Here is a 26015-nt window from a genome sequence, read left to right as displayed (position 1 = left end):
CAGCTAAGGCGCCAAGGCCTCGAAAATCATGTGCACGCTGCCGTAGTAACTGCCCGGCGGATAACCGTTCGGCACTTCCACTGCGGCCACTTCCAGACCTACGCGCCTGCCGGCCCGGCCATCCAGTTCGGAAATCACCTCTTCGGCGTCCACAGTCAGTCGCTTACTGTTGAACGTCACGATCAAGGGTATGTCGTCACTGGCCTGGCCATTGCTCAGATACGGCTCGACACTGAGCCTGGCGGAAATACCGCCGTGGGTATTTTTCACATCGAAGTTTTTGCGCAACGGAGCCAACCGGTTTGTGATCGGGCTATAGGGCAGCAGTTGTTGCTGATGAATCCAGCCCGGTTCCGACGGGATCACGTAAAACTCCGCGGTGGGAATGGTCACCGCCACCTCGAAGGTTTCCCGGAAGGTGGTCGCCTGAACGACGCCACTGACCGTAATGAGCAGCGCCAGCGATGTAGTTACGAGTGTTGCCTTGAACATGATTTGTCACCTGACACGGTCAATAAGGGCGCTTGCGCAGCGAGCTTCAGCCCTTGAGCTCCAGCACCTTCGTAGCCTTGCCTTCGATCATCGTGAAGCGATATTCGCGACCGCTCTGTTTGTCGAACTGGAATGTGCGGCCCGGCAGGATGTGATGCTTGGTGGTCGGCTGGCAGTCGGATTCGCTCTTGGCCGAGCAGTCCCTGAACTCATCGATCACCACCACCGAGTTGCCTTGATTGCGGATCCGGTACTGACCCGGGCCGTCATCGATCATGCTGTCGAAGCGTGTTTGCTCGGGCCGGACAAAAAATATCGTGCCGTAACCGGCCAGCACATTGACCCCGGCTGACAGACCTTTTTTGTACGCGTCGCGCTCGTCGCTGGACACGGCGAACTCGTCTTCCTTTTCCGGCACGACAGGCACAAATCGCACCCGGAAATAACGCTCACGGTCCCGCTCGCCCATGTACACCAGACGGGTGCCCTGCATGCCGTTGGCCGGAACGATCAAGCGCGCGGGGCTGGCCATCAGACCGTTGCGGGCAGCCATATCGGCCTGCGCCGTCAGAGGTATTTCCCGCGAGGTGCCATCTGCGTCATAGACGATTTCCAGGATATTGACCTTGACGAAGGCCGTGGCATCGCCGCCGTTGAACACCCGTTTCAAGTACGTACTTTTGTCAGCGTCCAGGTAGTCGTAGACCACCCCGACATTGATCGCCGGCCCCGCATTGGCCATCAGCGGCAACCAGCCAGCAAACAGCAGTGCCCATCGATAATTCATTTTCTTGTCCTCTTGGTGGTGATCTGTGAGCAGCCTTGATTGAGTCCTTGAATCGCTCATCAACCCGGTGCATGAAGGGTGTCGGCCCCCTGCGCCAACGTATCGCTGGTGCACCGAAGATCGCCGATCAGCAACAGGTCGTTTTCAGTGCGGGCCTTGCTCGGATCAAGCCGGAATTGACACAGCAATTGCTCGCCGCGTCGTACTTCCAGCGTCGGCGAACCGGCGTTCATTTCCATGGAGAAGAAACCGTCCACTTCCGTCACCCCACGACTGGCATGATTGATGATGTGGTGCCCCTTGAGCGGCTTGCCCTGGGGGTCGAGCAATCGACCGAGCACGGTCAGGGTTTTGCTCACAGTGATCTTTCTGTAATCCACCCCGCCCTTGTTCAGGTGATAGCGGGCGCGCGGCGGCTGAATGCTCGCCGACGGCACGTGATTGCCTTCGAAGTCGAAGCTGACCGAACCGATTTTGTAGGCGGTCAGCGGCACGTAGTTGCGGCCGGGCCGCAACGTCGCACTGCCGCCGCTGAAGTCGTCGGCTCGCAGGGCGATCTCATCGAGATCGGTTTCCACATCAATGATCATCCCGGCGCCACCGCGGTGTTGCTCGCTGCTCATGACGATGTGCTGCCCGCCCACGGCCACGGTGCTGTCGAAGTTCAAGCCGCCGGTGTAGTTGCCGTTGAAGGACGACCGCTGGACGAAGGCATCGCCATTGAACGTGTCGGTCCGGAAACTGCTGAGTCCGGAAAGGCCCACGCCATAAGTGTCGGCGAGGGCCGTGACCGAGACGTTTTGCAGAACGTGGTCTTCAAGGGTTTTGCTATAGGTCAGCGAGCCGTTGTTGTCGCGTCCGCCTTCCCGGGCCGTACGAGTGCCGATGCTGCCCGACCATTGTTCACCCGGTCCGCCGAGCGCCACGTTGACGCTCAGGTCGACCCCGCGGTTACGTTCGTCGCCACTGCTGAAACTGCCCGGCCGGTCGAACACCGAGAAGCGCCAACTGGCGTCACTGCCGAACAACAGGGTTCTTTGCGACCAGCCCAGATCAAGCGCAACACCTTCCGTGTTGCCCTCACTGTAGGAAACCCGAGCATTGAATGAATTCTTGCTGCTGAGCCGATGGTTGATCGCCAGTGAGCTGTTGCTGGTCTGGCCGGTGAACACGTTGCGCTGGCGTATGCGTGTGCCGTCCGGCAAGGTTTCATACGTATGGGTGGTGTCCAGCCAACTGCGGGTGTGCGTGGCGAAAAGATTGCCTGAGCCGTAGTTGTAGAGGGCTTGCAGGTCCATGCCGGTGCCATGGTCTTTGGTTTGATAGAGGTTGGCATACAGGCTGGTGTTGTTGGCCAGGGTCCAGTCGATCGACGAACCATACTGCTGTTTGTCCTGCAGCTGACGCGCCGACAGCCCCAGAATCACCCGCGGATGCAGCAGGTAATTGACTGCCGCACCAGCCGTCAAATCGCCATGGGACTGTTGATCCCAATTGCTCAGCAATTTGCTTTCCTGGCCGGCGAACAGGCTGTAGCGCCAGCGCTCATCGTGGTTGCGCCAGTTGGTGGGTTTGTACACCAGCTCCTGGGTGGTCGAGGTGATCTGGCCGTCTTCGATCAACCGCACCTCGACTTCGTAGATGCCGCCGGGCAATGACCGCGTATCGAGGGTTTGCAGGCCAGCACCGACGGCCTGGGTGTTGATCAAGACGCCGTTGCGAAAAATCTCCACCGATGCCTGGCGGTTGGCCGTGACGTAGATCGGATAAACGCTGGGCGCCGAGCTGTTGATCGCCAGACTGTCAGAGCTGCCGTACATCAGGCCTGCTGCCGTATCGGGGCTGGCACCAAACGAGCGCAGTTGTCGGGTAAGACCTTCGGAGTTGGGGGTGAAATAGCCGAGTCGCAGAAAACTGCCCTGCAATTCCCGCTGGCTGTATAACTCGTGAACCGCGTGATAGAGCTTGTCATCCGGGCCACCGAGCCGGGCCAGTTGCAGGTTCACCCGCTGGGTCCAGTTACCCAGGCTGCTGCTGGCCTCAAGACCATAGCGCCCACCCAGGTCCTGATCCTGGCCACCATTGAGGTTGAGCTGGTTGCGCACGATCAGGCCAGTACTGCCGCCCTCGGGTAATTCGTAATAACGCGGGGTCTCGGCATCGCGCTCGGCATTTTCGGTGGCCATCGAGAGCAGCGAGTTCTGCAGGTTGTAATGCACCGCCTGCATCTGTTCGGGGCATCTGCCCTGGCAGGCACCCAAGGCAACGCCTTGCTTCAGGTAAGTGGCCCAGACCTCTCGCTCACTGGCGGGGATGCGACTGTCACCGACGTCGGTAAAATCTATCAGGGTGACACGGTCATCTTTGGTCAAAACGATCATCGCCTCACCGAGAAACTGCTGATCACGCTCCACCCGAACCGCTAATGGCACATCGAAGAAGTGCTCTTCGAATTCCGCCGGCAACCCTTTGGCCTGCGCAAGCAGACTGCGCGGTGTGTTGTCGTTGTTAGTGGGGGCAGCGACGGCACTGGCACAAAAAAAAAGTGCAAGCGCGGTCGCGATGGGAGTCATCGGAAACATGATCTGAAATCTCAATTACATAAGAACTCGGCGCCCACTTGTCATCCAGTGATGACAAGTGGGCAAGGCCGCTGAATAAAAAACTTTATTCAAAAAGATATTTCAATTACGGCTTGATAACAGGTTCGAATACCACGGCAAAACTGGTGGAGTAATCACCCGTCTGGGTCGCTGTCGGCGTTTGGGCCTTGATGATCATTTCCCGTTGCACGCCCGGTACGGAGTCCAGTTCGTTGACGACTTCAGTGGTGGTGCTGCCCAATTCAACGCCACCAATCGTAACCGTCAATGGAATGCTGTCACGGCCGTTGTACAGCGCCGCGTCACCATCGATCAGTGCGTTGATGGCACCTTTCGGGTCGGTGTGTTTCATGTTGAAGAGACCACGTACGGTGGTCAGATCACCGCTGCCCTGCCGGGTCATGGTTTCGTCACGACCGAAATCCGGGTTTTGCGGCGCAACATTGAACAGCGAAGTAGGAACGAACGCCTTGATGTTGATGACCTGGTTAATCGGTTCTGCGGCGAATGCCATGGACGAACCCAGTGCCAGGACGGCCAGAGGAGCAGCAAATGCGATTTTTTTGAACATCGATTAGTACCTGTTTTCTTTAAGTGATTAGATCATTGAAAGTTCAAACAACACCGACCAGGTTCGGTCATGTTTACCTGCACTTCCAACGCCAGACCATGATCGACTGTTTGCTCTGGAAAATAAGCAAGCAACTTCCGACAATCGCGTAGTTAATCGCCCCCATGACCCGCCAGAAAAAAGAACAAAAACAAGCATCACAACACAACAACTGTAGGCTGCGCCCTACCTACAGTTTTACTGGAAAAACCATACAGCGCTTTCAACTAACAAACTTGGGGCTTTCGAGGACTTTTATAAAATAAACTCAATAATTATTAGAGCAATGACTTTAATTAATTCTCAACTCACAGTCACTAAAGAATAAGCGTGCCAGGCCAATTGAACGTCAACGTTCAGGTTGCCTGCCACTCGTCGCCTGAAAGGTGCTGCTCAAAAAACGTCTTGCTTACACCTTAAGATATATCTTAAGTTGTATCTAAATACGACGAGAGAGAAGGAAAATGAGAGACCATCATTCCCCCCACCGCGAACACAGCGACGGCCGCGACGGCCGCGACGGCTTCGAGAAACGCCCTGGCCCCGGCCGCGAACGCGGTGGACGCGGACCACGGGTGTTCGCCCCCGGCGACCTGAAATTACTGTTGTTGGCGCTGATCGCCGAGCAGCCTTGCCACGGCTATGACCTGATCCGCCAGATCGAAAGCATGTTCGACGGCGCGTACAGCCCCAGCCCCGGTGTGATTTACCCGACCCTGACCTTCCTTGAAGAAAGCGAGATGATCCTGGGCGACGCCGAGGGCGGTAAAAAACGCTACACCATCACCGATGCCGGACGCCTGTCGTTAAGCGATCAGGCGATCGCACTGGACGGCGTGCGGATGCGCATCGAGGTCAGCAAGCGCTCATTGCGCGGCCATGACCGCCCCGCCGAGATCCACGAAGCCGTGCACAACTTGCGTCATGCCTTGCAGATGCATCACGGCCGCTGGAGCCCGGAAGAAATCCTGCGGGTACGCGACCTGCTTAACAACACCGCCAAAGCCATCGTCGATGGCCCTGTCGTTCAACCCGTCCAGGAGCAAGCCGAATGACTGAAGTGATCGTGCAAACCATCCACCGTGTCAGCCACGAGATCAAACGCCGCCGTCTGGAAGTGTTGCGGGTGGTCGACCTGACGCCACGCATGCGCCGCATCACGCTGGGCGGGCCGGAACTGGCGGGCTTCGTCAGTCTCGGAACGGACGACCACGTAAAGCTACTTTTCCCACAGAACGCGGCAGAAACAGCGGCGCTGGAAACCCTCGTGCTCGGCGCCGGAAAAACCGATCAGCCGATGCCGGCGATGCGCGACTACACACCGCGCCGCTACGACCTCGACACGCTGGAACTGGACATCGACTTCGTGCTGCACGGCGACGGCCCTGCCGCGACCTGGGCCGAGCAGGCCAAACCCGGCCAATTCCTGCACATCGGCGGGCCACGGGGCTCGATGGTCGTGCCGGACATCTTCGACAGCTACCTGCTGATCGGTGACGAAACCGCCCTGCCCGCGATCGCTCGGCGGCTGGAAGGTTTGGCGGCCAATCGCCGGGCATTGGTGATCGTCGAAGTGGAGAACGGCGCCGAGCAGCAACGTCTGGAAAGCGCCGCGCAAGTCAATGTGATCTGGGTATTGCGCGAGGGCGGCAAGGACAACCTGCTGACCACCGTGAAGCAGCTGCAAGTGCCCAGCGGCAATCTGTACGCCTGGGTGGCGACCGAGAGCAAAGTGTCGCGGCAGATTCGCCGGGTGTTGCTGGATGAGCACGGGCTTAACGAGCAGTCCGTCAAAGCCGTCGGCTACTGGCGGCTGGATGACAGCGACGAAGATTGATTCGTGCTGGCGGTGCTATCGGCGCCGCCCAATCTGGCGGTCGATACCCATCAATAGCAAGGCAATCACCACAAACCCCACCAACAACCCGCCAGCATTCACGAACACCTGTGGATAACCCAGCTTGCCGACATCAATAAACGGATAGGGATAAACCGCCAGCAGACGCCCGCGCCACAACGAATACGCGAAGTACACCACTGGATAGATCACCCACGCCGCGATATGCCGCAGTCGCAACGTGCCTTTCGGCACACAGCACCACCAATAAGCCAGAAACAGAAGTGGCATGACGTCATGCATCAGCTCATCGGCCAGCCATTGCCAGCCTTGCGGATGCCATAAATGGCGCAACAACACGTTGTACCCCAGGCCGACCACGGCGATGCTCACGGCAATGCCACTACTCACCCACGGCTGCAAAAACCAGCGGCGCGCCGCCGACTCGCGGGACGTCAGCTCACACGTCAGCACGGTCGCCACCAGCGTATTGCTCAGCACGGTGAAATAGCTAAAGAAGCTGACCAGCCCACCGAGCAGGCTGGCCGCCAGTGTCCAGCGTGAGTAGAGAATCAGGTACAGCTGAATGCTCAGTCCCGCCCAGCCGAGCACCGCAGCCACGGCGACAACACGACGCCTCGCGGCAGAACCTGGCGTCGGAGGATTGACCATGCTCAGACCGGTCGCTTGGTGCGCATCAACTTCACGTACAAGCGTTCGACCTTCTCCCGTGCCCACGGGGTTTTACGCAGGAAAGTCAGGCTCGACTTGATGCTCGGGTCACTCTTGAAGCAGCGGATATCGATGCGCTCGGCCAGCCCCGACCATTCGTAGTGTTCAACCAGCGCGTTGAGGATTTGCTCCAGCGTCACGCCGTGCAGCGGGTTGTTGTTCTGTTCGGTCATGCCGGGCCTTCGAGCGGTGAAAGTATGGGAAGCCGCGCACCTTAGCCGAGGGTGTGGTCGGGTGGAAGCGCTCTGTGCGCTATCTGTTAAATGTAGGTGAGCCCGCAAAGATCGCCTCCCGACACTGTTACCGAATACGAAAGAATTCATGTCGTTAAAAGCGCTTTCTCTATTTGTAACAGGTCATTATCCTTGCGCCCGTCAAGCTGAAACGGTTCCGCTGCCCGCGACATACTGCCGCTTCAGTTCACTTCCCAGAAAAAGACCCAGAATTACTTCCCCTATGCCTTATCTTCAAACTCAGCGAGACAGCGCTGTCTGCACCGCTATTGCTGGTCGAAAAGCCCTGAACCTGATTGGCGGATTCACCGCGTTGGGCCTCGCCACTTGCACCCAGGCGACTCCGGCCTTCGATAGCGAGTCGCCGTGGATGCTCGGCGACTGGAACGGCACGCGCACCGAACTTTCGGAAAAAGGCTACGACTTCAAAGTCGATTACACCGGCGAAATGGGCAGCAATCTGCACGGCGGTTACGACCATGACCGCACCGCTCGCTACAGCGACCAGTTCGGCCTCGGCACCCACATGGACTTGCAGAAGATTCTGGGCTGGGACGACGCCGAATTTCAGCTGACCATCACCGAGCGCAACGGCAACAACATCAGCAACGACCGCATCAACGATCCGCGCGTGGGCGGGTTCACCTCGGCTCAGGAAGTCTGGGGTCGCGGGCAAACCTGGCGCCTGACGCAGATGTGGTATCAGCAGAAATTCTTCGATCAGAAGCTCGACATCAAAGTCGGCCGTTTCGGCGAAGGCGAAGACTTCAACAGCTTCCCCTGCGACTTCCAGAACCTCGCGTTCTGCGGCTCGCAGGTCGGCAACTGGGTCGGTGGCATCTGGTACAACTGGCCGGTCAGCCAATGGGCGATGCGCGTTAAATATCACCTGACGCCGGAGCTGTACGCACAGGTCGGCGCCTACGAGCAAAACCCGTCGAACCTTGATCGCGACAATGGCTTCAAGCTCAGCGGCAGCGGCACCCAGGGCGCGATCCTGCCGGTGGAGCTGGTGTGGTCGCCGAAGCTCAACGGCCTGCCGGGGGAATACCGCGCCGGTTATTACTACAGCAGTGCCAACGCCACCGACGCTTACAAGGACAGCAACGGTCAGCCGGCAGCCTTGAGTGGCGAGGCTTACCGCAGCGCGTCGAGCAAACACGGCGTGTGGCTGGGTGTGCAGCAGCAGATCACCCGCCGCGCCAGCGACAACTCCCGCGGCCTGAGCGTGTTCGCCAACGGCACGATGCACGACAAGAAGACCAACGCCATCGACAACTATGTCCAGGCTGGCGTCGTCTACAAAGGCTTGTTCGATGCACGCGCCAAGGACGACATCGGTTTCGCCCTGGCTCGCGTCCACGTCAACCCGGCCTATCGCAAGAACGCCGAGGCGACCAACCAGGCCCGCGCGGTCTTCGACTACGACAACCCGTCCTTCCTGCCACCGCAGGACACCGAATACAGCGCCGAACTCTATTACGGCGTGCACGTCACGAACTGGCTGACCGTACGCCCGAACCTGCAATACATCCGCCACCCCGGTGGCGTGGACAAGGTCGATGACGCGCTGATTGGCGGGATCAAGATCACCTCTTCCTTTTAAGACGCGCACAAAACCTGTGGGAGCGAGCCTGCTCGCGATAGCGGTATGTCAGTCGACATCAATGCTGAATGTTAAGCCGCCATCGCGAGCAGGCTCGCTCCCACAAGGACCGCATCAACTAAACAGTTTTTCTATGAACCCTGCCCGCACCGGATCGTCATCTACAGTGAACTTGCGCGGGACAACTTAAAACGTCACGGAGAACCACACTATGAGCACTGATGGTGCTTTGAGTCGAAGCCGTCTGTTGCCGAGCCTGCTCGGTATCCTGCTTCTGCTAATGGGCCTGGCCATGCTGGCCGGGGGGATCAAGCTGAGCATGCTCGGCGGCTCGCTGTATTACCTGCTGGCCGGTATCGGCCTGGCGCTGACCGGCGTGCTGCTGATTGCCGCTCGCCGCTCTGCGCTGGGCCTGTACGCTGCGGTGCTGTTCGCCAGCACCGTCTGGGCCCTGTGGGAAGTCGGCCTCGATTGGTGGCAACTGGTGCCGCGTCTGGCGATGTTGTTTGCCATCGGCATCGTCATGTTGCTGCCGTGGGTCCGCCGCCCGCTGCATCGCGGTGAGTTCAATCCGGTCGGCACGGGTGCGCTCAGCGCTGCCGTGGCGATTGCCGGTGTTGCCGCGCTCGCCAGTCAGTTCACCAACCCCGGTGAAATCAAAGGCCAACTGGACCGCGACAGCGTGCCGGGCATGACCAACACCGCCCCGGCCATGCCCGACGGTGACTGGAACTCCTACGGCCGCAGCGCCCATGGCGATCGTTACTCGCCACTGGCGCAGATCACGCCGCAGAACGCGAACAAGCTCGTTCCGGCCTGGACCTTCCGCACCGGCGACCTGCCAGGGCCGAACGACCCGGGCGAAACCACCGCCGAAAACACCCCGCTGAAAGTCAACGGCATGCTCTACGTCTGCACGCCACACAGCCAGGTGATCGCGCTGGACCCGGACACCGGCAAGGAAATCTGGCGTTTCGATCCGAAGCTCTCCACGCAAAACGCGGCGAACTTCAAGGGTTGGGCGCACATGACCTGCCGTGGCGTGTCGTATCACGATGACGCCGCTTACGCTTCCGAGCAAAGCCCGACCGGCACCGCCAGCCCTGCGCCGGTCAGCAGCGTCTGCCCACGCCGGATCTTCCTGCCGACTGCCGACACCCGTCTGATCGCCCTCGACGCCGACACCGGCAAGATGTGCGAAGACTTCGGCGACAAGGGCCAGGTTGATCTGCGCGCCAACATCGGCAGCTTCACGGCCGGTGGCTACTACTCCACCTCACCTCCAGCGGTCACTAAAGACCTGGTGGTGATTGGCGGCCACGTCACCGACAACGTCTCCACCGACGAGCCTAGCGGCGTGATCCGCGCGTTCGACGTGCACACTGGCAAACTGGTGTGGAACTGGGACAGTGGCAACCCGGACGACACCGCGCCGATTGCCGAAGGCAAGGTCTACACCCGCAACTCGCCGAACATGTGGTCCATGTTCGCCGTCGACGAAAAACTCGGCATGCTTTACCTGCCGATGGGCAACCAGACCCCGGACCAGTTCGGTGGCGCGCGTACCCCTGAGTCGGAACTGCACTCTGCCGGCCTGACCGCCCTCGACATCGCCACCGGCAAGGTGCGCTGGCACTTCCAGTTCACCCACCACGACCTGTGGGACATGGACGTCGGCGGCCAGCCAACCCTGATGGACCTGAAAACCGCTGACGGCGTGAAGCCAGCGGTACTCGCGTCCACCAAGCAAGGCAGCATCTACGTGCTGGACCGCAGCACCGGCAAGGCCATCGTGCCGATCAACGAAGTGCCGGTGCCACAAGGCGCTGTCGCCGGTGATCACACCTCGCCGACCCAACCGAAATCCGACCTCAACCTGATGCCGCCGCCGCTGAAAGAGCGCGACATGTGGGGCGTCACGCCGTTCGACCAACTGATCTGCCGGATCGACTTCAAATCCCTGCGCTACGACGGCCCGTTCACGCCGCCATCGCTGCAAGGTTCGATCGTGTATCCAGGCAACTTCGGCGTGTTCGACTGGGGCGGTATCTCGGTTGATCCGGTGCGTCAGATCGCTTTCATGAACCCGGACTACATGGCGTTCAAATCGAAACTGATCCCGGCCGCCGAAATCGCTGCCCAAGGCCCGCGTAAAAGCGAAACCGAAGGCGTGCAGCCAAACAAAGGCGCGCCCTACGGCGTCGTCCTCGAGCCCCTGCTCTCGCCAATGGGCCTGCCATGCCAGGCACCGGCCTGGGGTTACGTGACAGCGGTCGACCTGACCACCAGCAAAATCATCTGGAAACACAAAAACGGCACCGTGCGCGACAGCTCACCGGTTCCGATCCCGCTGAGCATGGGCGTTCCAAGCCTGGGCGGCACCTTCACCACCGCTGGTGGCGTCGCTTTCCTGAGCGGCACCCTTGACCAGTACCTGCGCGCCTACGACGTGAAAAACGGCAAGCAGTTGTGGGAAGGCCGCCTGCCAGCCGGCGCGCAAACCACGCCGATGACCTACACCGGCAAGGACGGCAAGCAATACGTGCTTGTTGTTGCAGGCGGTCACGGGTCGCTGGGCACCAAACAAGGTGACTATGTGATTGCGTACAAACTGTCCGAGTAAGTTTTAACGGCGGTTAAAGGAAAGGCGACTCCTGTGAGGGGGTCGCCTTTTTTGTGGCCGCCATTTCTGCCACACCGCCCGGAGCAAGCTCGCTCCCACAGGGGATCGGGTAAGCCTTTCGCCCCTCACCACTCAACAGGCCGAGCGTTAGCTCGCCTGCAGCTCTTGATCTTGATCCACCCGCCCCATCGGGAGGCTGAGTGGAGGTGTTCATCTGGGGGGTAGGCGCGCAGCGCCGTTCGACGCAGTCGAACACATCGAGAGGAGGTCGAAGCGAAGCCGACCGGAGGCGATGCCCCCAGATGAATGCCGGAACGAAGGAACGCCGAGCCTAAGCGAGGGGCCGGACGCTCGGGGCGAGCGTTTTTTTGCTTACTTTTTTGAGGCGTTTGTCAAAAAAGTGAGTCGCCGTAAGGGCGAAAACCTAAGCCGCCGTTACCGCAGCAACGGATATACACCCGGTCAACCACCAACATGGTCGGCCCAAAGGCCGCCAAGTCAAACGCACCTGTCAAAACCCTGAACACACACCCAGAAATATCCCGCCCCATTGAAACCACCCCCCACCCGCCCCATCTAACACCCATACCCAATTGCGCAGGTGCCCCATGAGCGACCAGCAAGAATTCCCCGAAGACCCGAGCGAATACGCCGACCCAGAGAACGCCGAACACCACTCCACCGGCAAAGGCCTCGCCCTGCCAGGCCAGAACCTGCCGGACAAGGTCTACATCATCCCGATCCACAACCGCCCGTTCTTCCCGGCCCAAGTACTGCCGGTCATCGTCAACGAAGAACCATGGGCCGAAACCCTCGACCTGGTGAGCAAATCCGATCACCACTCCCTGGCCCTGTTCTACATGGACACGCCCCAGGAAGATCCGCGCCATTTCGACACCTCGGCCCTGCCGCTCTACGGCACGCTGGTCAAGGTGCACCACGCCAGTCGCGAAAACGGCAAACTGCAATTCGTCGCCCAAGGCCTGACTCGCGTGCGCATCCGCACCTGGCTCAAACACCATCGCCCGCCATATCTTGTCGAAGTCGAATACCCGCACCAGCCCACCGAGCCGACCGACGAGGTCAAGGCCTACGGCATGGCGCTGATCAACGCGATCAAGGAACTGCTGCCGCTCAACCCGCTGTACAGCGAAGAGCTGAAGAACTACCTCAACCGCTTCAGCCCCAACGACCCGTCGCCGCTGACCGATTTCGCCGCGGCACTGACCTCGGCCACCGGCAGTGAACTGCAGGAAGTGCTCGACTGCGTACCCATGCTCAAACGCATGGAAAAAGTCCTGCCGATGCTGCGCAAGGAAGTCGAAGTCGCACGCCTGCAAAAAGAGATTTCCGCCGAAGTTAACCGCAAGATCGGCGAGCATCAGCGCGAGTTCTTCCTCAAGGAACAACTCAAGGTCATCCAGCAAGAGCTGGGCCTGACCAAGGACGACCGCAGCGCTGACATCGAACAGTTCGAGCAACGCCTGGAAGGCAAGGTTCTGCCCGCTCAGGCGCAAAAACGCGTCGAAGAGGAAATGAACAAACTGTCGATCCTCGAGACCGGTTCGCCGGAGTACGCGGTCACCCGCAACTACCTCGACTGGGCGACCTCGGTGCCGTGGGGCGTATACGGCGAGGACAAACTTGACCTCAAGCACGCACGCAAGGTGTTGGACAAACACCATGCCGGCCTCGACGACATCAAGGACCGCATCCTCGAGTTCCTCGCCGTCGGGGCCTACAAAGGCGAGATCAGCGGCTCCATCGTGCTGCTGGTCGGCCCGCCGGGCGTGGGTAAAACCAGTGTCGGCAAATCCATCGCCGAATCCCTCGGTCGGCCGTTCTACCGCTTCAGCCTCGGCGGCATGCGCGACGAAGCCGAGATCAAGGGCCATCGCCGCACCTACATCGGCGCGCAGCCGGGCAAACTCGTCCATGCGTTGAAAGATGTCGAAGTGATGAACCCGGTGATCATGCTCGACGAGATCGACAAGATGGGCCAGAGCTACCAGGGCGACCCGGCCTCGGCGCTGCTGGAAACCCTCGACCCGGAACAGAACGTCGAATTCCTCGACCACTACCTGGACTTGCGCCTGGACCTGTCGAAAGTGCTGTTCATCTGCACCGCCAACACCCTGGACTCGATCCCCGGCCCGTTGCTGGACCGGATGGAAGTGATTCGCCTGTCGGGTTACATCACCGAAGAAAAAATCGCCATCGCCAAGCGTCACCTGTGGCCGAAGCAACTGGAAAAGGCCGGCGTGTCCAAAGGCAGCCTGAGTATCAGCGACAGCGCCCTCAAAGCGTTGATCGACGGATACGCCCGTGAAGCCGGCGTGCGGCAGTTGGAAAAACAACTGGGCAAACTGGTGCGCAAAGCCGTTGTGAAACTGATCGACGAGCCGAAAGCGGTGATCAAGCTCGGCCCGAAAGACCTCGAATCCTCACTCGGCCATCCAGTCTTCCGCAACGAGCAAGTGCTGTCCGGTACTGGTGTCATCACCGGGCTGGCCTGGACCAGCATGGGCGGCGCGACCTTGCCGATCGAAGCCACGCGCATTCACACCCTGAATCGTGGCTTCAAACTCACCGGGCAATTGGGTGATGTAATGAAGGAGTCGGCGGAAATCGCCTACAGCTACGTCAGTTCCAACCTGAAGTCGTTTGGCGGTGATCCGAAGTTCTTCGACGAAGCCTTCGTCCACCTGCACGTCCCGGAAGGCGCCACCCCGAAAGACGGCCCGAGTGCCGGCGTGACCATGGCCAGCGCCCTGCTCTCGCTCGCCCGAAACCAGGCACCGAAAAAAGGCATCGCCATGACCGGCGAACTGACGCTGACCGGGCATGTACTGCCGATTGGCGGGGTGCGCGAGAAGGTGATTGCCGCGCGGCGGCAGAAGATCTTCGAATTGATCCTGCCGGAGCCTAATCGCGGTAGCTTTGAAGAATTGCCGGACTATCTGAAGGAAGGGATTACCGTGCACTTCGCCAAGCGCTTTGCGGATGTGGCGAAGATTTTGTTCTGATAATCATCTAGCGCCTGCACCACCGCTATCGTCGGAACGCCGCCCGGAGCAAGCTCGCTCCCACAGGGTTATCTCAATCCATTGTGGGAGCGAGCCTGCTCCGGGCGGCGTTCCGACGAAGGCGTCGGCACTAACGGCGCAAATCCCCAGCGCTGTCACACTTTGTCTCAACTCGGTTATGCTCGCCGTTCGTCGTGAATGCCGGAGCCACTGACCTTATGTCCCCCACCCGCCTGTTTGTCCCCCTCGCCCTCTCCTTGCTGGCCGCGTGCGCCACGCAACCGAAACAGAACGTGACCGTGGAAAAACAAAGCGAATGCCCGGTAAATCTGCACAGCGGGCAAAACCTGATCCTGACCCTGCCGAGCAACCCGACCACGGGTTACCGCTGGGCGATCCAGGATTCGGCCGGTGGCGTATTACGCGCACTCAGCCCCGAGGTTTACAGCAATCCGGAAGACGCGGGGATCGTCGGCAGCGCCGGCATTTCGACCTGGCGCTTCCAGTCCTTCACCGCTGGCACGGGCCGTTTGCGCCTGACCTACTCACAGCCATGGGCACCGGAAGTACCGGCCGTGGAAACCTTCGACTGCGCGATCTCGGTTAACTGATCGTGGGCTGGCTGATTCTGGCGCTGATGGGCGCGGTGACGTTCCTCTACGGCGTCAGCGTGCATGCGGCGTTGCTTTGCCTGCTGGTCAAGCCATTGCCGGTTTTGGCCTTGCTCGGCTGGTTGCATGACGCACCGCCCAGCGAATACCGTCGCTGGATCAGCCTCGGACTGATTTTCTCCCTGCTCGGTGATGTGTTATTGGCATGGCCCGGGGATTTGTTTGTGTTTGGGCTTGGGGCGTTTTTGGTCGCCCACTTGGCGTATCTGAAGGCCTATTTGAGCGATTGTCGGCGGGCGGCGCTGTTACCGCTGATCATCGCTTTGGGCGTCGGCGCGGTGTTGTTGGGGATCTTGATCTCCAATGGGCTGGGTCCGCTGCTCATCCCGGTGATCGTCTACGGTCTGGCCATCAGCGCCATGCTTTGGCGGGCGCTGGCCCGACTCGGCACCGACGTGCCCAAACGCTCGGCGCTGCTGGCGGCGGCAGGTGCGGTGGCGTTTGTATTCTCTGACAGCGTGATTGGCATCAATCGATTCGTCGCGCCGTTTCATGCCGCACCTTACGTCATCATCCTCAGCTACTGGCTGGGGCAATGGGGGATTGCGGCCTCGGCGTTCGGCCCGAAACCGCGCTGAATCCTTCGCGAGCAAGCCCGCTCCCACATTTGATTAGTGTTAAACGCACTTCTTGTGTCCGACGCAGAACTACTGTGGGAGCGGGCTTGCTCGCGAAAGCGGTCTCACTGAACACGCAAACCTCGGATCCTGCCCGGCGGTTTATCAGACAACCCGCGCATCCCCCCGTCAATTTGGCTAAAATGCCGGCTTTTTCCACCAACGCCGCTGGAACCGCCGTGAGCAAAGAACCCGATCGCCTTTTCGCCCAGCCTTTGGCCCAGGTGCCTGACTTCGCCTTTAACGAGGACGTGGTGCGGGTATTCCCGGACATGATCAAGCGCTCAGTGCCGGGTTATCCGACCATCGTTGAAAACCTCGGCGTGCTCGCTGCGCAGTTCGCCCAGCCCAACAGCGTGCTCTACGACCTGGGTTCGTCGCTCGGTGCCGTGACCCAGGCCTTGCGCCGTCACGTACGCACCGACGGCTGCCGCGTCATCGCTGTGGATAACTCGGCGGCGATGGTTGAACGCTGCCGTGAATACCTCAACGGTCAGGACTCGATGTTCCAGGAGCTGCTGCCGGTCGAAGTGATCGAAGGCGACATCCTGGCCCTGGAATTCCAGCCAGCCTCGGTGGTGGCGCTGAACTTCACCCTGCAATTCATCGCCCCGGAACAGCGCACGGCGTTGCTCTCGCGTATCCGCCAATCGCTGTTGCCCGGTGGCGCGCTGATTCTGTCGGAGAAGCTGCGCTTCAATGATCCGGACGAACACGCGCTGCTCACTGACCTGCACGTCGCGTTCAAACGCGCCAACGGCTACAGCGAACTCGAGATCGCCCAAAAGCGCAGCGCCATCGAAAACGTCATGAAGCCCGACAGCCTCGAAGAACACCGTGAGCGCCTATTGGCCGCCGGGTTCTCGAAAGTCGTGCCGTGGTTCCAGTGTCTTAACTTTGCCTCGTTGATTGCCTTGCCATGATTGATCTGTCCCCCCTCGCCCGCCGCTTGGCTGGCTCACCGCTGGCTGATTGGGCCAACACCCTGCAAGCGCAACTCGACAAGAAAATGGAAAAGGGTCACGGCGACCTGGAGCGCTGGCAGAGTGCGCTGGACGCTTTACCGAAGATTCAGCCGAGCGAAGTTGATTTGCTCAACGGTCTGACGCTGGACACCGATTGCGACGACGAAACCCGCGCTCAGATGCGCACTGCGCTGATGGGCTTGTCGCCATGGCGTAAAGGGCCATTCGATCTGTTTGGTGTGCACGTCGACACTGAATGGCGTTCGGACTGGAAGTGGTCGCGGGTCGCCCCGCATCTGGATCTGAAGGGCAAACGCATCCTCGATGTCGGTTGCGGCAACGGCTACTACATGTGGCGCATGCTCGGCGCGGGTGCCGACAGCGTGATCGGTGTCGATCCGAACTGGCTGTTCTTCTGCCAGTTCCAGGCAGTGCAGCGTTACTTGTCCGAGCCCAATGCCTGGCACCTACCGTTCCCTTTCGAAGACCTGCCGCCGAACATGGAAGGCTTCGACACCGTGTTTTCCATGGGCGTGTTCTATCACCGTCGCTCGCCGATCGAGCATTTTCTGGCGCTGAAGGATTGCTTGGTCAAGGGTGGCGAATTGGTGCTGGAGACCCTGGTGATCGAGGGCGATCAGCAGCAGGTGTTGGTACCGGAAGACCGTTATGCGCAGATGCGTAACGTGTGGTTCCTGCCGTCGGTGCCGGCGCTGGAACTGTGGCTGCGCCGGGCAGGGTTCACGGATGTTCGCTGTGTGGACGTGAGCGTGACGACGGTCGAGGAACAGCGCGGGACGGAGTGGATGAAGTATCAGTCGCTGAGCGATTTCCTTGATCCGGAAGATCACAGCAAGACGGTTGAAGGGCTGCCCGCGCCGATGCGTGCCGTCATCGTGGCCCGCAAGTAAACACCCAATCTCCCTCCCCAAGGAGATCCCCATGTGGGAGCGGGCTTGCTCGCGAAAGCGGGCTTGCTCGCGAAAGCGGTAGATCAGTCAACACTTCTGTTGAATGTTAGACCGCATTCGCGAGCAAGCCCGCTCCCACATTTGATTTGTGTTTTATTCTGCTGGTTTGGCTCTTCGGGCCTTGAAAAACTCGCTCAGCACCGCGCCGCATTCCTCAGCCAATACCCCGCCTTCGTACAGCACCCGGTGATTCAAAAATCCCTGGGTAAAAAACTGCCCCTGACTCTGCACAATCCCGGCCTTCGGCTCCAGCGCCCCATACACCACCCGCGCAATCCGCGAATGCACGATCAGCCCGGCGCACATGCTGCACGGCTCAAGCGTCACGTACAGCGTGCTGCCGGGCAGACGATAGTTGCTGGCTGCCAACGCCGCCGCGCGGATCGCAACCATCTCGGCGTGAGCACTCGGGTCGTTGCCGCTGATTGGGCAGTTGAAACCCCGGCCGATGATTTCACCGTCCTGAACCAGCACCGCGCCCACCGGCACCTCACCCAGGGCCGCGCCTTGGGCAGCCAGGGCCAGGGCTTCGCGCATGAAATCACGATCACGGCTGCGGTCGATGATGGCTGTCGGGCGTATCTGACGCATTACGCCACCTCGATGGCGGCCATCAGGCCGGTTTCCATGTGGTCGATCACATGGCAGTGGAACATCCAGATCCCCGGGTTATCCGCCACCAGCGCCACTTGCGCGCGCTCGTTCTTGCCCAACAGGTAAGTGTCGGTGAAGTACGGGATGACCTTGTGCCGGTTCGAGGCAATGACCTTGAAGCTCATGCCGTGCAGGTGAATCGGGTGTTGATACTGAGTCATGTTCTTCAATTCGAAAATGTAGCTTTTGCCCTTCTCGAGCTTGGCAATCGGGCGGTCGGCGCAGGTTTTATCGGTGATGTCCCAGGCCTTGCCGTTGATCTGCCACAGGCTCGGCGGCTTGCCATTGTCGACGTTCACCGACACCGAGCCCACCCATTCGAAATTGAAGTTGAGTTTCTCGGCATTGGCCAGGTCCGGTTCTGCCACCGGGTTCGCGGGCAGCGCGGGCGGCCACTCGGTCGGGGCATCGGTGTTCGCCACCGAACGGAACGTGCCGAGGCGAACCGGGCCATTGCGCAAGGACAGTTCTTCACCGGCCGGCGGTGCCTTGATCGCCAGACAGATACGCATACCCGGGCCGAGCCAGTATTCCTTGCCCAACGGGCGCGGTTCGATGGGGTTGCCGTCCAGCGCGTAGATCTGCGCTTCGACGCCAGGAATGTTGAGGCGGTAGGTCAGGGTGTTATCGAGGTTGAGCAGGCGCACCCGGGTGATCTGCCCGGCGGGCAACTCAATCACCGCTTGCGAGACGCCATTGATTGTCGACAGGCGCCCCGCCGTGCCGCCACGGGCCGCTTCGCGAGGAATGCTGAACGCGACAAAAGCGCCCTCTTCATCGACGTGCCAGCTCTTGAGGCTCAAAGTCTTCTCGTACTTGAAACCGGTAGGCTCGCGCTCTTCGATGATCAACGGGCCGACCAGCCCGCGCCCGAGTTCTTCGCTGCTGTTCACATGCGGGTGATACCAGTAGCTGCCGGCGTCGGGCACGCGGAATTTGTAGTCAAAGTATTCGCCCGGCAGCACTGGAAGCTGCGAGACGTAGGGTACGCCGTCCATTTCCAGCGGCAGGCGGATGCCGTGCCAATGAATGGTGGTGGCCACCGGCAGGTGGTTGATGAAACGAACCCGCAGCCATTCGCCCTGACGCACCCGCAACTCGGTGCCCGGCGCCGACGGGCCGAACGCCCAGGCTTCGGTCTTGTGCCCGGCCACCAGTTCAACGTCCAGTGGTGCGGCGATCAGCTCATAGTCGTGGCCCGCGTCGGCGTCGGCCATTTTGCCCAACCAGTACCGCGACGCGCCCCCCGCTCCGACACCAACGACAACAAGACCGGCCAGGCCACCGAGGATTTGGCGACGGGTAAAGGACATGAACTCAACTACCTCACGTATCAGCGACAGGCGCAGGGCCTGTAAAAGGCGAATACGATACACCTGCGGTTGAGAAACAGTAAGGGTGGGGTGGCGTTCTGGGGTAAGTTCAAAGGCCACCCCTCACCCTAACCCTCTCCCCAGGGGTAGAGGGGACTGACCGAGATGTTCTTTTGAGCTACATCGACTTGCGATATCGAGTTGAGCTCAGGATCTGAACACCATGGAGATCTGCTCCCTTTCCCCCCTCTCCCCTATGGGGCGGTCCGACGTTTCGGGAGGGCTGGGGTGAGGGGTGGCTCTTGAATCTGATCAACTAGCGTTCGGCGACCACCGACCCCATCAACAAATGCACCACGCCTTCATCCAGCATCATGACTCCCGGCACACCTGCCACATTTAATGCCTGCCGATCCATCCGCCCCACATCCCGCAACGCCACCCGAACCCGGGTCAGTGCCACCGGCTGCTGCGATTTGAGGTTATCCATTCCGCCCAGTGCGGCGACGATATTCGGGGCCAGACCAGAAACAGGTTGAGCAACCACTTTCGGCTCATCCACCACCAGATCCGGGGTCAACGCTTTCCAGAACGCCAGCTGCATTTTCTCGAACATGCTCAGTTCTCCAGTACCAGTGAAGTATCGACTGTCGCCTCGTGATACAGCCGCAACGCCTCGCGCACTTGCTCGGCGCTTTCCAGGCCCAGCACTTGCTGGGCGATGGCCTGGCAGTCCAGCAGATCCACTTCGCGAACCGCCGCTTTGATCGCCGGAATCAATGGCACGCTCACCGACAGTTCATCCACCCCAAGTCCCAGCAACAACGGCACCGCCAGCGTCTCCGACGCCATGGCGCCACACACACCGACCCATTTGCCATGGGCGTGGGCGGCCTTCACGGTGCTGGCAATCAAACGCAGCACCGACGGATGAAAGCTGTCGGCCTGGCTGGCGAGGCGCGGGTGATCGCGGTCCATGGCCAGGGTGTATTGGGTCAGGTCGTTGGTGCCGATAGAGAAGAAGTCCACTTCAGGCGCAAACAGATCGGCCATCAGTGCCGCTGCCGGCACTTCGATCATGATCCCCAGTTTCGGCAGCTCGGTAAGACCCAATGCCAGCGCCTCTTCCTCAAGCAGCTGCCGGGCCCGTCGCAACTCCGACAGTTGCGTGACCATGGGCAACATGATGTGCAGACGGGCCAGCCCGGCGCTGCTCAGGATCGCTTTGAACTGATCGCGCAACAGCTGCGGGCGCTCAAGGCACAATCGAATCCCGCGCATGCCGAGGAACGGGTTGGTTTCGCTGTCCATCGGCACGTAGGCCAACGGTTTGTCGCCGCCGACATCCAGAGTCCGCACCACCAGATTGCGCGCCGGCCCCAGGGCGCGGGCGATGGCGCTGTAGGTGGATGCCTGTTCGTCATGGCTCGGCGCATGGTTGCGGTCCAGATAAAGAAACTCCGAACGCAACAGACCGACGCCTTCTCCGCCCAGCGTCATGGCCTGCTCGGCTTCGGTCAGAGAAGCGACGTTTGCCGTCACTTCAAAGTGGTGACCATCGCGGGTACAAGCCGCCAGCGCAGCGTGCGCCAGCTCATGTTGATGGCGCTTCTGCTGGCGCTGACGATTGGCCTGCAGCTGCTCGATGGCCGCCAGATCCGGGTCCAGATGCAGCTCGCCCTTGTCGGCGTCGAGTAACACTTGGGTGCCGTTGGCCAGCGCCAGCACCTGAACGGGCAACCCGCAGATCGCCGGCAAACCGGACGCCCGCGCGAGGATGGCGACGTGGCTGGTAGCACCGCCACCGACCGTGGCGAAACCCAGTACCTTGCGGGTATCGAGCCCGGCGGTCTGCGATGGCGTCAGTTGTTCGGCGATCAGGATCGCCCCTTCAGGCAGCTCCATCGCCTGATCCTGTACGCCGAGGATCAGCTTGAGCACCCGCTGGCCGACATCGGCCAGGTCCGCCGCCCGCTCCGCCAGCAAGGCATTGCCCAGGCTTTTGAACAGGGTTGCCGTCGACTCGGTTGCTGCGCGCCAGGCGAACCCGGCACTTTTGCCTTCGATGATCAGCGACTCGGTCTGATCCAGCAGACTCGGGTCTTCAAGCAGTTCCTGGTGCGCCTTGAAAATCTCTGCCTGGGCGTCACCGGTGGCGTTGTCGCGCAGCTGCTGCAAGGCCAGCGCCGCTGCGGCCAAAGCCCGAGACAGATGCTCTCGCTCAAGCGGCGGACCGACGCCGAACTCGCTCACTTCAAGCGTTTGCTCGGCGATCTGCACAACCTGACCAAACGCCGAACCCGCCGAGGCACAGACTCCGCGCAAAACGTTCAGCGATGACGCTTCAACCGTCTCGACTTCTGCCATCACGGCGACCGTCTCGCCACACCCGTCGGTCAGCAATTCGGCCAGCGTCTTGATCGCCGCTTCAGCATCCGGGCCGGCCGCGCTGACTTGCACAACGTCACCATGAGCCGTCTGCAACGCCATGATTGCCACCAGGGATTTCGCGTTCGCACTCGCCTGCTGTTTATGCAGGTAAATGCTCGCCGAAAAACCTTTCGCCGCCTGAGCGAACACCGCTGCCGGACGGGCGTGCAAACCGTTCGGATTGGCGAGTGTCACCGGTTTGGAAAACAGTGCTTCGCCCTCTTCCGGCACCGGCTCATCAGTTGTTGGCTCGATGGGATTCAAGCTCAGCAACGGCTGGCCACTTTCTACCAAACCCGTTTCCGGCGTCAGCCAAGTGAACGGCTCACCGCTGACCACCAGCATCAAGGTCAGCAGGCTGCGAGCATTCAAGGCAATGTAATCGGCATCGAACTCGATCAGCGACTGCCCCACCGCCACCCGCTGACCTTCCTCCACCAACCGGGTGAAACCCTTTCCAGCCAGGTTCACTGTATCGAGGCCGATGTGCATCAACACCTGCACGCCATTGTCGTCGGTGATGCTGACCGCATGCCCACTGGCCTGCACATTGCTGACAACCCCTGCCAGCGGCGCGCACAAGGTTTGCGAAGTCGGATCGATGCACAGACCGTCGCCGATCACGCGACTGGAAAACACCTGATCGGGCACCTGGTCCAGCGGCATCAGCACGCCGGACAAAGGTGCCAGCAGTTGCAATTGTTGGGGTGTGGCCATGACGTCACCTGCTGTTTTGTTCTTTGAAGTGCCGATGGAGCGCGAGGCTCCGACAGCATCGCTTATTTCCACCAATACTCGACCTGCAATCCGACGTTCGAACCGTGTCGTGCGGTGCCGAAAGAGCCGGTGTCGGACAATGCCGAACCCTGCGCCAGTTCATTGGCCGCCCGTTTGGCAGCCTCGTTCCAGCTCGCATAGGTGTAATACAGACGCACCTCAGGGCGAGCCCAGAATTCCGGACCTTTGGGCGACCAGGTCGGAGCGAAGGTGAACTTGCTCAGCTTGCGCGTGCCGCCCGTGGCTTCGACCTGATCGTGACCCAATTCGGTCACCAGTTTGAACTGCTCGGTGAGCGCATAAGTCGGGCGAACGCCCAGGGAAATCCAGTTCTGGTCAGCGCCGTCCGGGCGAATGTCTTTCTGATAGACCGCCTCGATCTGCCCGCCAAATCGCGGCGTCACTTGCCAGTCGAAGAACTCCACCACCCGGTAGCTTTTGCTGCTGTCGTCCAGCTTCACGTTACCGGTATAGCCCAACCCGGTGCCGGGCCCTTCGCCGTACTGGAACGCCAGTTTGTTCTTGCCACCCAGAAAACCTTTCTGCACATGCTGGGTGGTGATCGCCCAGCCGCGATGTGCGTCGCGACTGTCGGGTTTGTCGATGTAGCTAAGGCCAAACTCCAGTTCACCGCCGGGGTTGGTGTTGAAACCAGCGACGTTGAAGTCGTGACGGTTGATGTAGTCCTTCTGGTACAGGTTGTCCTTGCGCGAGAAGGCGTAACTGTATTTCAGATCGCCGATCAGCACGTCCTCGATACCGCCGCCGGTGGCGCTCTGGTTCCAATAGTAGAAGTCGGAAATGTGAATATCATTCCGTTTGTAGTAGCGCCGGCCAGCCCACAGTGAACCGCCATTAAGGCTGGGCATGTTCGACCACTGCGCGTACGCCTGCGGCAGGCGCACCGAGCCGTTGTCACCGTTGAAGGTCAGGTCCTTGTCGTACTGGTTGTACAACGACGCCATGCCATCGACGCTCAGCACCGAGCCGTCATCCAGGGTGTAAAGATCCTGGCGCAGTTCCAGCTCAGCGTACTGCTCGCATTCGTTGCCCAAGCGGTATTTAGTCTGCGCACCCGGCAGTTGGAAACACTGCTGTTTACCGCTGTTGACCGAGGTGCCGACGCCGCTGCGCAAGTAACCGGCGAACTCCAGCGCCTGGGCCGATAGTGGCAACGCCAGGCATACGCTCGCAGCTGCAAGGCTGCGAATTATTGTTGTTTTCAAGAACCACCCCATTATTTTTATTGTGTGCAGCGGCAAAATCGACGCGCAAAACTCTCCCGCGCAGCGTTCTGCGTGTTGTTTTAAAACAGTGTTTTTTAGTGGTCGGTCAGGTGCAGAACGAACGACTCAAAGGGCCGTAAAAACACCTGCCGATTGCGCGGCGGACAGTCTGGGTAGTTGCTGATAACCAACCGCTGCGTCATCGCCTCGCCGATCACTTCATTCGGCAATACGACTTCACAAGTTGTGCCGTAGAAGTTGTTCAACACCAGTAACCGTTCGCCATTGCCCTCACGCACGTACGCCCAGATTTGCGTGTGCTCGGGCAACAGTTGCCGGTAAACGCCGTCGGACATCAACGCTTCACTGCGGCGCAGAGCGATCAGTTGGCGGTAGTGATGGAGCACCGAATCCGGGTCATCGAGTTGGGCGGCAACGTTGATCTGCGCGGCGTTGGCCGGCACCCCGATCCACGGCTCGACAGCGCTGAAACCGGCATTAGGCTCGGCGTTCCAGTGCATCGGCGTACGGCCGTTGTCCCGGGACTTCTGCATGATCGCCGCCATGTTGTCGGCGTCGCTTGCACCCGCCTCGCGCTTGAGCCGAAAGATGTTCAGCGTCTCGACATCGCGGTACTGATCGATGTGATCGAAGCCCGGATTGGTCATGCCCAGTTCCTCGCCCTGGTACACGAACGGCGTGCCCTGGAGGAAATGCAGCGCCGTGCCGAGCATCTTCGCCGAGATCTCTCGATATTCGCCGTCATGACCAAAACGCGAGACCACCCGTGGCTGGTCATGGTTACACCAGAACAGCGCATTCCAGCCACCGCCGGCCTGCATGCCGGTCTGCCAGTCGGAGAGGATGCGCTTGAGTTCCAGGAAGTCGAAGTCGGCGCGAATCCACTTCTGCAGGTTCGGGTAATCAACCTTCAGGTGATGGAAGTTGAAGGTCATCGACAGCTCTTTCGACTCTGGCCGCGAGTAACGAATGCAGTGTTCGAGGCTGGTGGAGGACATTTCGCCGACGTTGATCAGGTCATGACCTTCGAAGACTTCGCGGTGCATTTGCTGCAAGTATTCGTGGACGTTAGGGCCATCGGTGTAGAAGCGTCGACCGTCGGTGTTGTCCTCAGGGAAGTCCGCCGGTTTGGAGATCAGGTTGATCACGTCCAGACGGAATCCGCCTACGCCCTTGTCGCGCCAGAAACGCATCATCTTGAAGACTTCGGCGCGCACCTTGGGATTGTCCCAGTTCAGGTCGGCCTGAGTGTGATCGAACAGGTGCAGGAAATATTGACCGGTCTGGGCTTCGTACTCCCAGGCCGAACCCCCGAACTTGGATTCCCAGTTATTCGGCTGGTCGCGCCAGATGTAGAAATCCCGGTACGGGTTGTCGAGGCTGCTGCGGGCCTGCTGGAACCAGGGGTGCTCGATGGAGGTGTGGTTGACCACGATATCGAGCATCAGCTTGATCCCGCGCTTGCCGGCCTCGGCGATCAGCAACTCGCAATCGGCCATGGTCCCGTAACTCGGGTCGATGGCGTAGTAATCACTGATGTCGTAGCCGTTGTCGCGCTGGGGCGAGCGCAGGAACGGCGTGATCCACAGGCAATCGACACCCAGCCAGTGCAGGTAATCGAGCTTGGCCACAACGCCAAGCAAATCACCCGTGGGGTTGCCGGCGTGGCTGTGAAAACTCTTCGGGTAGATCTGGTAGATCACCGAACGTTGCCAGTCTTGCATGGCGGATTCCTTCAGTAAGTTTTGTATCGGCCTTTAGGGCCTCTTCGCGAGCAGGCTCGCTCCCACATTTGGAGTGCGGTCAACCTGTGGGAGCGAG

General features: G+C 60.2%; 21 protein-coding genes. 9 read left to right on the top strand and 12 right to left on the bottom strand.

All coding sequences use genetic code 11. The annotated features are described in order from the left end of the window. Positions 1-3: 3 nt before the first annotated feature. The 4 genes from ACYZTZ_RS02415 to ACYZTZ_RS02400 all read right to left on the bottom strand — a co-directional run bounded on the left by ACYZTZ_RS02415 (position 4) and on the right by ACYZTZ_RS02400 (position 4453). Complete coding sequence (locus ACYZTZ_RS02415; RefSeq protein WP_461997107.1) at positions 4-492, bottom strand: CS1 type fimbrial major subunit; 489 nt, start codon at positions 490-492, stop codon at positions 4-6. Positions 493-538: 46 nt separating this feature from the next. Then, the gene (locus ACYZTZ_RS02410; RefSeq protein WP_461997106.1) at positions 539-1279 is read right to left on the bottom strand and encodes a molecular chaperone; all 741 of its coding nucleotides are present in this window, start codon (positions 1277-1279) and stop codon (positions 539-541) included. 59 nt (positions 1280-1338) lie between these two features. Then, on the bottom strand, positions 1339-3861 hold the full coding sequence (locus ACYZTZ_RS02405) for a TcfC E-set like domain-containing protein (RefSeq protein ID WP_461997105.1): 2523 nt from the start codon (positions 3859-3861) through the stop codon (positions 1339-1341). A 106-nt stretch (positions 3862-3967) separates the two neighbouring features. Further along, a complete protein-coding gene (locus tag ACYZTZ_RS02400; RefSeq protein ID WP_461997104.1) occupies positions 3968-4453 on the bottom strand; it encodes a CS1 type fimbrial major subunit in 486 nt (161 codons plus the stop codon). Positions 4454-4956: 503 nt separating this feature from the next. Here ACYZTZ_RS02400 and ACYZTZ_RS02395 point away from each other — a divergent pair. Together ACYZTZ_RS02395 and ACYZTZ_RS02390 are read left to right on the top strand one after the other, a co-directional pair. Continuing rightward, a complete protein-coding gene (locus tag ACYZTZ_RS02395; RefSeq protein ID WP_461997103.1) occupies positions 4957-5547 on the top strand; it encodes a PadR family transcriptional regulator in 591 nt (196 codons plus the stop codon). Continuing rightward, entirely contained in the window at positions 5544-6329 is a 786-nt protein-coding gene (locus ACYZTZ_RS02390; protein WP_461997102.1) for a siderophore-interacting protein, read from the top strand. The genes ACYZTZ_RS02395 and ACYZTZ_RS02390 overlap by 4 nt, the downstream gene beginning before the upstream one ends. A 15-nt stretch (positions 6330-6344) precedes the next feature. On the opposite strand, the gene ACYZTZ_RS02385 is transcribed toward ACYZTZ_RS02390, so the two are convergent. Continuing rightward, the gene (locus ACYZTZ_RS02385; protein ID WP_461997101.1) at positions 6345-7001 is read right to left on the bottom strand and encodes a Pr6Pr family membrane protein; all 657 of its coding nucleotides are present in this window, start codon (positions 6999-7001) and stop codon (positions 6345-6347) included. A gap of 2 nt (positions 7002-7003) precedes the next feature. Further along, a complete protein-coding gene (locus ACYZTZ_RS02380) occupies positions 7004-7234 on the bottom strand; it encodes a VF530 family protein (protein ID WP_007944895.1) in 231 nt (76 codons plus the stop codon). 283 nt (positions 7235-7517) lie between these two features. Between ACYZTZ_RS02380 and ACYZTZ_RS02375 the strand changes: the two genes are divergently transcribed. From ACYZTZ_RS02375 to cmoB, 7 genes are all read left to right on the top strand, one after another. Next, positions 7518-8900, top strand: coding sequence for a carbohydrate porin (locus ACYZTZ_RS02375; RefSeq protein WP_461997100.1), 1383 nt, complete (start codon positions 7518-7520; stop codon positions 8898-8900). Positions 8901-9111: 211 nt separating this feature from the next. After that, positions 9112-11523 carry a glucose/quinate/shikimate family membrane-bound PQQ-dependent dehydrogenase gene (locus ACYZTZ_RS02370; RefSeq protein ID WP_461997099.1) on the top strand — a complete coding sequence of 804 codons (2412 nt, stop codon included), beginning with the start codon at positions 9112-9114 and terminating at the stop codon, positions 11521-11523. 608 nt (positions 11524-12131) lie between these two features. Next, entirely contained in the window at positions 12132-14549 is a 2418-nt protein-coding gene (lon, locus tag ACYZTZ_RS02365; RefSeq protein WP_095131615.1) for an endopeptidase La, read from the top strand. 218 nt (positions 14550-14767) lie between these two features. Further along, positions 14768-15160, top strand: coding sequence for a protease inhibitor I42 family protein (locus ACYZTZ_RS02360; protein WP_461997098.1), 393 nt, complete (start codon positions 14768-14770; stop codon positions 15158-15160). A 2-nt stretch (positions 15161-15162) separates the two neighbouring features. Continuing rightward, complete coding sequence (locus ACYZTZ_RS02355) at positions 15163-15798, top strand: lysoplasmalogenase (RefSeq protein ID WP_461997097.1); 636 nt, start codon at positions 15163-15165, stop codon at positions 15796-15798. 182 nt (positions 15799-15980) lie between these two features. Beyond that, positions 15981-16760, top strand: coding sequence for a carboxy-S-adenosyl-L-methionine synthase CmoA (gene cmoA, locus ACYZTZ_RS02350; protein ID WP_461997096.1), 780 nt, complete (start codon positions 15981-15983; stop codon positions 16758-16760). Further along, a complete protein-coding gene (gene cmoB, locus ACYZTZ_RS02345; protein WP_461997095.1) occupies positions 16757-17713 on the top strand; it encodes a tRNA 5-methoxyuridine(34)/uridine 5-oxyacetic acid(34) synthase CmoB in 957 nt (318 codons plus the stop codon). Before cmoA ends, cmoB begins: the two co-directional genes overlap by 4 nt. Positions 17714-17866: 153 nt before the next feature. Here the strand turns inward: cmoB and tadA are convergent, their stop codons facing one another. The 6 genes from tadA to treC form a co-directional block, all read right to left on the bottom strand. Then, entirely contained in the window at positions 17867-18364 is a 498-nt protein-coding gene (tadA, locus tag ACYZTZ_RS02340) for a tRNA adenosine(34) deaminase TadA (protein ID WP_008147805.1), read from the bottom strand. Then, positions 18364-19740: a multicopper oxidase family protein gene (locus ACYZTZ_RS02335; RefSeq protein WP_150658658.1), complete on the bottom strand. Its 1377-nt coding sequence runs from the start codon at positions 19738-19740 to the stop codon at positions 18364-18366. Before ACYZTZ_RS02335 ends, tadA begins: the two co-directional genes overlap by 1 nt. A 316-nt stretch (positions 19741-20056) precedes the next feature. Further along, positions 20057-20356: a PTS transporter subunit EIIB gene (locus ACYZTZ_RS02330; RefSeq protein ID WP_461997094.1), complete on the bottom strand. Its 300-nt coding sequence runs from the start codon at positions 20354-20356 to the stop codon at positions 20057-20059. Between the two features lie 2 nt (positions 20357-20358). Continuing rightward, entirely contained in the window at positions 20359-22887 is a 2529-nt protein-coding gene (gene ptsP / locus ACYZTZ_RS02325) for a phosphoenolpyruvate--protein phosphotransferase (protein ID WP_461997093.1), read from the bottom strand. Positions 22888-22949: 62 nt separating this feature from the next. Beyond that, positions 22950-24173, bottom strand: a complete 1224-nt coding sequence (locus ACYZTZ_RS02320; protein ID WP_461997092.1) for a carbohydrate porin — start codon at positions 24171-24173, stop codon at positions 22950-22952. A gap of 95 nt (positions 24174-24268) precedes the next feature. After that, positions 24269-25918, bottom strand: coding sequence for an alpha,alpha-phosphotrehalase (treC, locus tag ACYZTZ_RS02315; protein WP_461997091.1), 1650 nt, complete (start codon positions 25916-25918; stop codon positions 24269-24271). Positions 25919-26015: the final 97 nt, after the last annotated feature.

The organism is Pseudomonas sp. LB3P58 (assembly GCF_054897895.1).
Note: the sequence above shows the minus strand (reverse complement) of the source record. Positions and strands in the feature narration are given on the sequence as shown.

Excerpts from the sequence above, each read along its gene's own strand:
- ACYZTZ_RS02415 (WP_461997107.1), bottom strand. The coding sequence starts at position 492 with ATGTTCAAGGCAACACTCGTAACTACATCGCTGGCGCTGCTCATTACG.
- ACYZTZ_RS02410 (WP_461997106.1), bottom strand. The coding sequence starts at position 1,279 with ATGAATTATCGATGGGCACTGCTGTTTGCTGGCTGGTTGCCGCTGATG.
- ACYZTZ_RS02405 (WP_461997105.1), bottom strand. The coding sequence starts at position 3,861 with ATGTTTCCGATGACTCCCATCGCGACCGCGCTTGCACTTTTTTTTTGT.
- ACYZTZ_RS02400 (WP_461997104.1), bottom strand. The coding sequence starts at position 4,453 with ATGTTCAAAAAAATCGCATTTGCTGCTCCTCTGGCCGTCCTGGCACTG.
- ACYZTZ_RS02395 (WP_461997103.1), top strand. The coding sequence starts at position 4,957 with ATGAGAGACCATCATTCCCCCCACCGCGAACACAGCGACGGCCGCGAC.
- ACYZTZ_RS02390 (WP_461997102.1), top strand. The coding sequence starts at position 5,544 with ATGACTGAAGTGATCGTGCAAACCATCCACCGTGTCAGCCACGAGATC.
- ACYZTZ_RS02385 (WP_461997101.1), bottom strand. The coding sequence starts at position 7,001 with ATGGTCAATCCTCCGACGCCAGGTTCTGCCGCGAGGCGTCGTGTTGTC.
- ACYZTZ_RS02380 (WP_007944895.1), bottom strand. The coding sequence starts at position 7,234 with ATGACCGAACAGAACAACAACCCGCTGCACGGCGTGACGCTGGAGCAA.
- ACYZTZ_RS02375 (WP_461997100.1), top strand. The coding sequence starts at position 7,518 with ATGCCTTATCTTCAAACTCAGCGAGACAGCGCTGTCTGCACCGCTATT.
- ACYZTZ_RS02370 (WP_461997099.1), top strand. The coding sequence starts at position 9,112 with ATGAGCACTGATGGTGCTTTGAGTCGAAGCCGTCTGTTGCCGAGCCTG.
- lon (WP_095131615.1), top strand. The coding sequence starts at position 12,132 with ATGAGCGACCAGCAAGAATTCCCCGAAGACCCGAGCGAATACGCCGAC.
- ACYZTZ_RS02360 (WP_461997098.1), top strand. The coding sequence starts at position 14,768 with ATGTCCCCCACCCGCCTGTTTGTCCCCCTCGCCCTCTCCTTGCTGGCC.
- cmoA (WP_461997096.1), top strand. The coding sequence starts at position 15,981 with ATGCCGGCTTTTTCCACCAACGCCGCTGGAACCGCCGTGAGCAAAGAA.
- cmoB (WP_461997095.1), top strand. The coding sequence starts at position 16,757 with ATGATTGATCTGTCCCCCCTCGCCCGCCGCTTGGCTGGCTCACCGCTG.
- tadA (WP_008147805.1), bottom strand. The coding sequence starts at position 18,364 with ATGCGTCAGATACGCCCGACAGCCATCATCGACCGCAGCCGTGATCGT.
- ACYZTZ_RS02335 (WP_150658658.1), bottom strand. The coding sequence starts at position 19,740 with ATGTCCTTTACCCGTCGCCAAATCCTCGGTGGCCTGGCCGGTCTTGTT.
- ACYZTZ_RS02330 (WP_461997094.1), bottom strand. The coding sequence starts at position 20,356 with ATGTTCGAGAAAATGCAGCTGGCGTTCTGGAAAGCGTTGACCCCGGAT.
- ptsP (WP_461997093.1), bottom strand. The coding sequence starts at position 22,887 with ATGGCCACACCCCAACAATTGCAACTGCTGGCACCTTTGTCCGGCGTG.
- treC (WP_461997091.1), bottom strand. The coding sequence starts at position 25,918 with ATGCAAGACTGGCAACGTTCGGTGATCTACCAGATCTACCCGAAGAGT.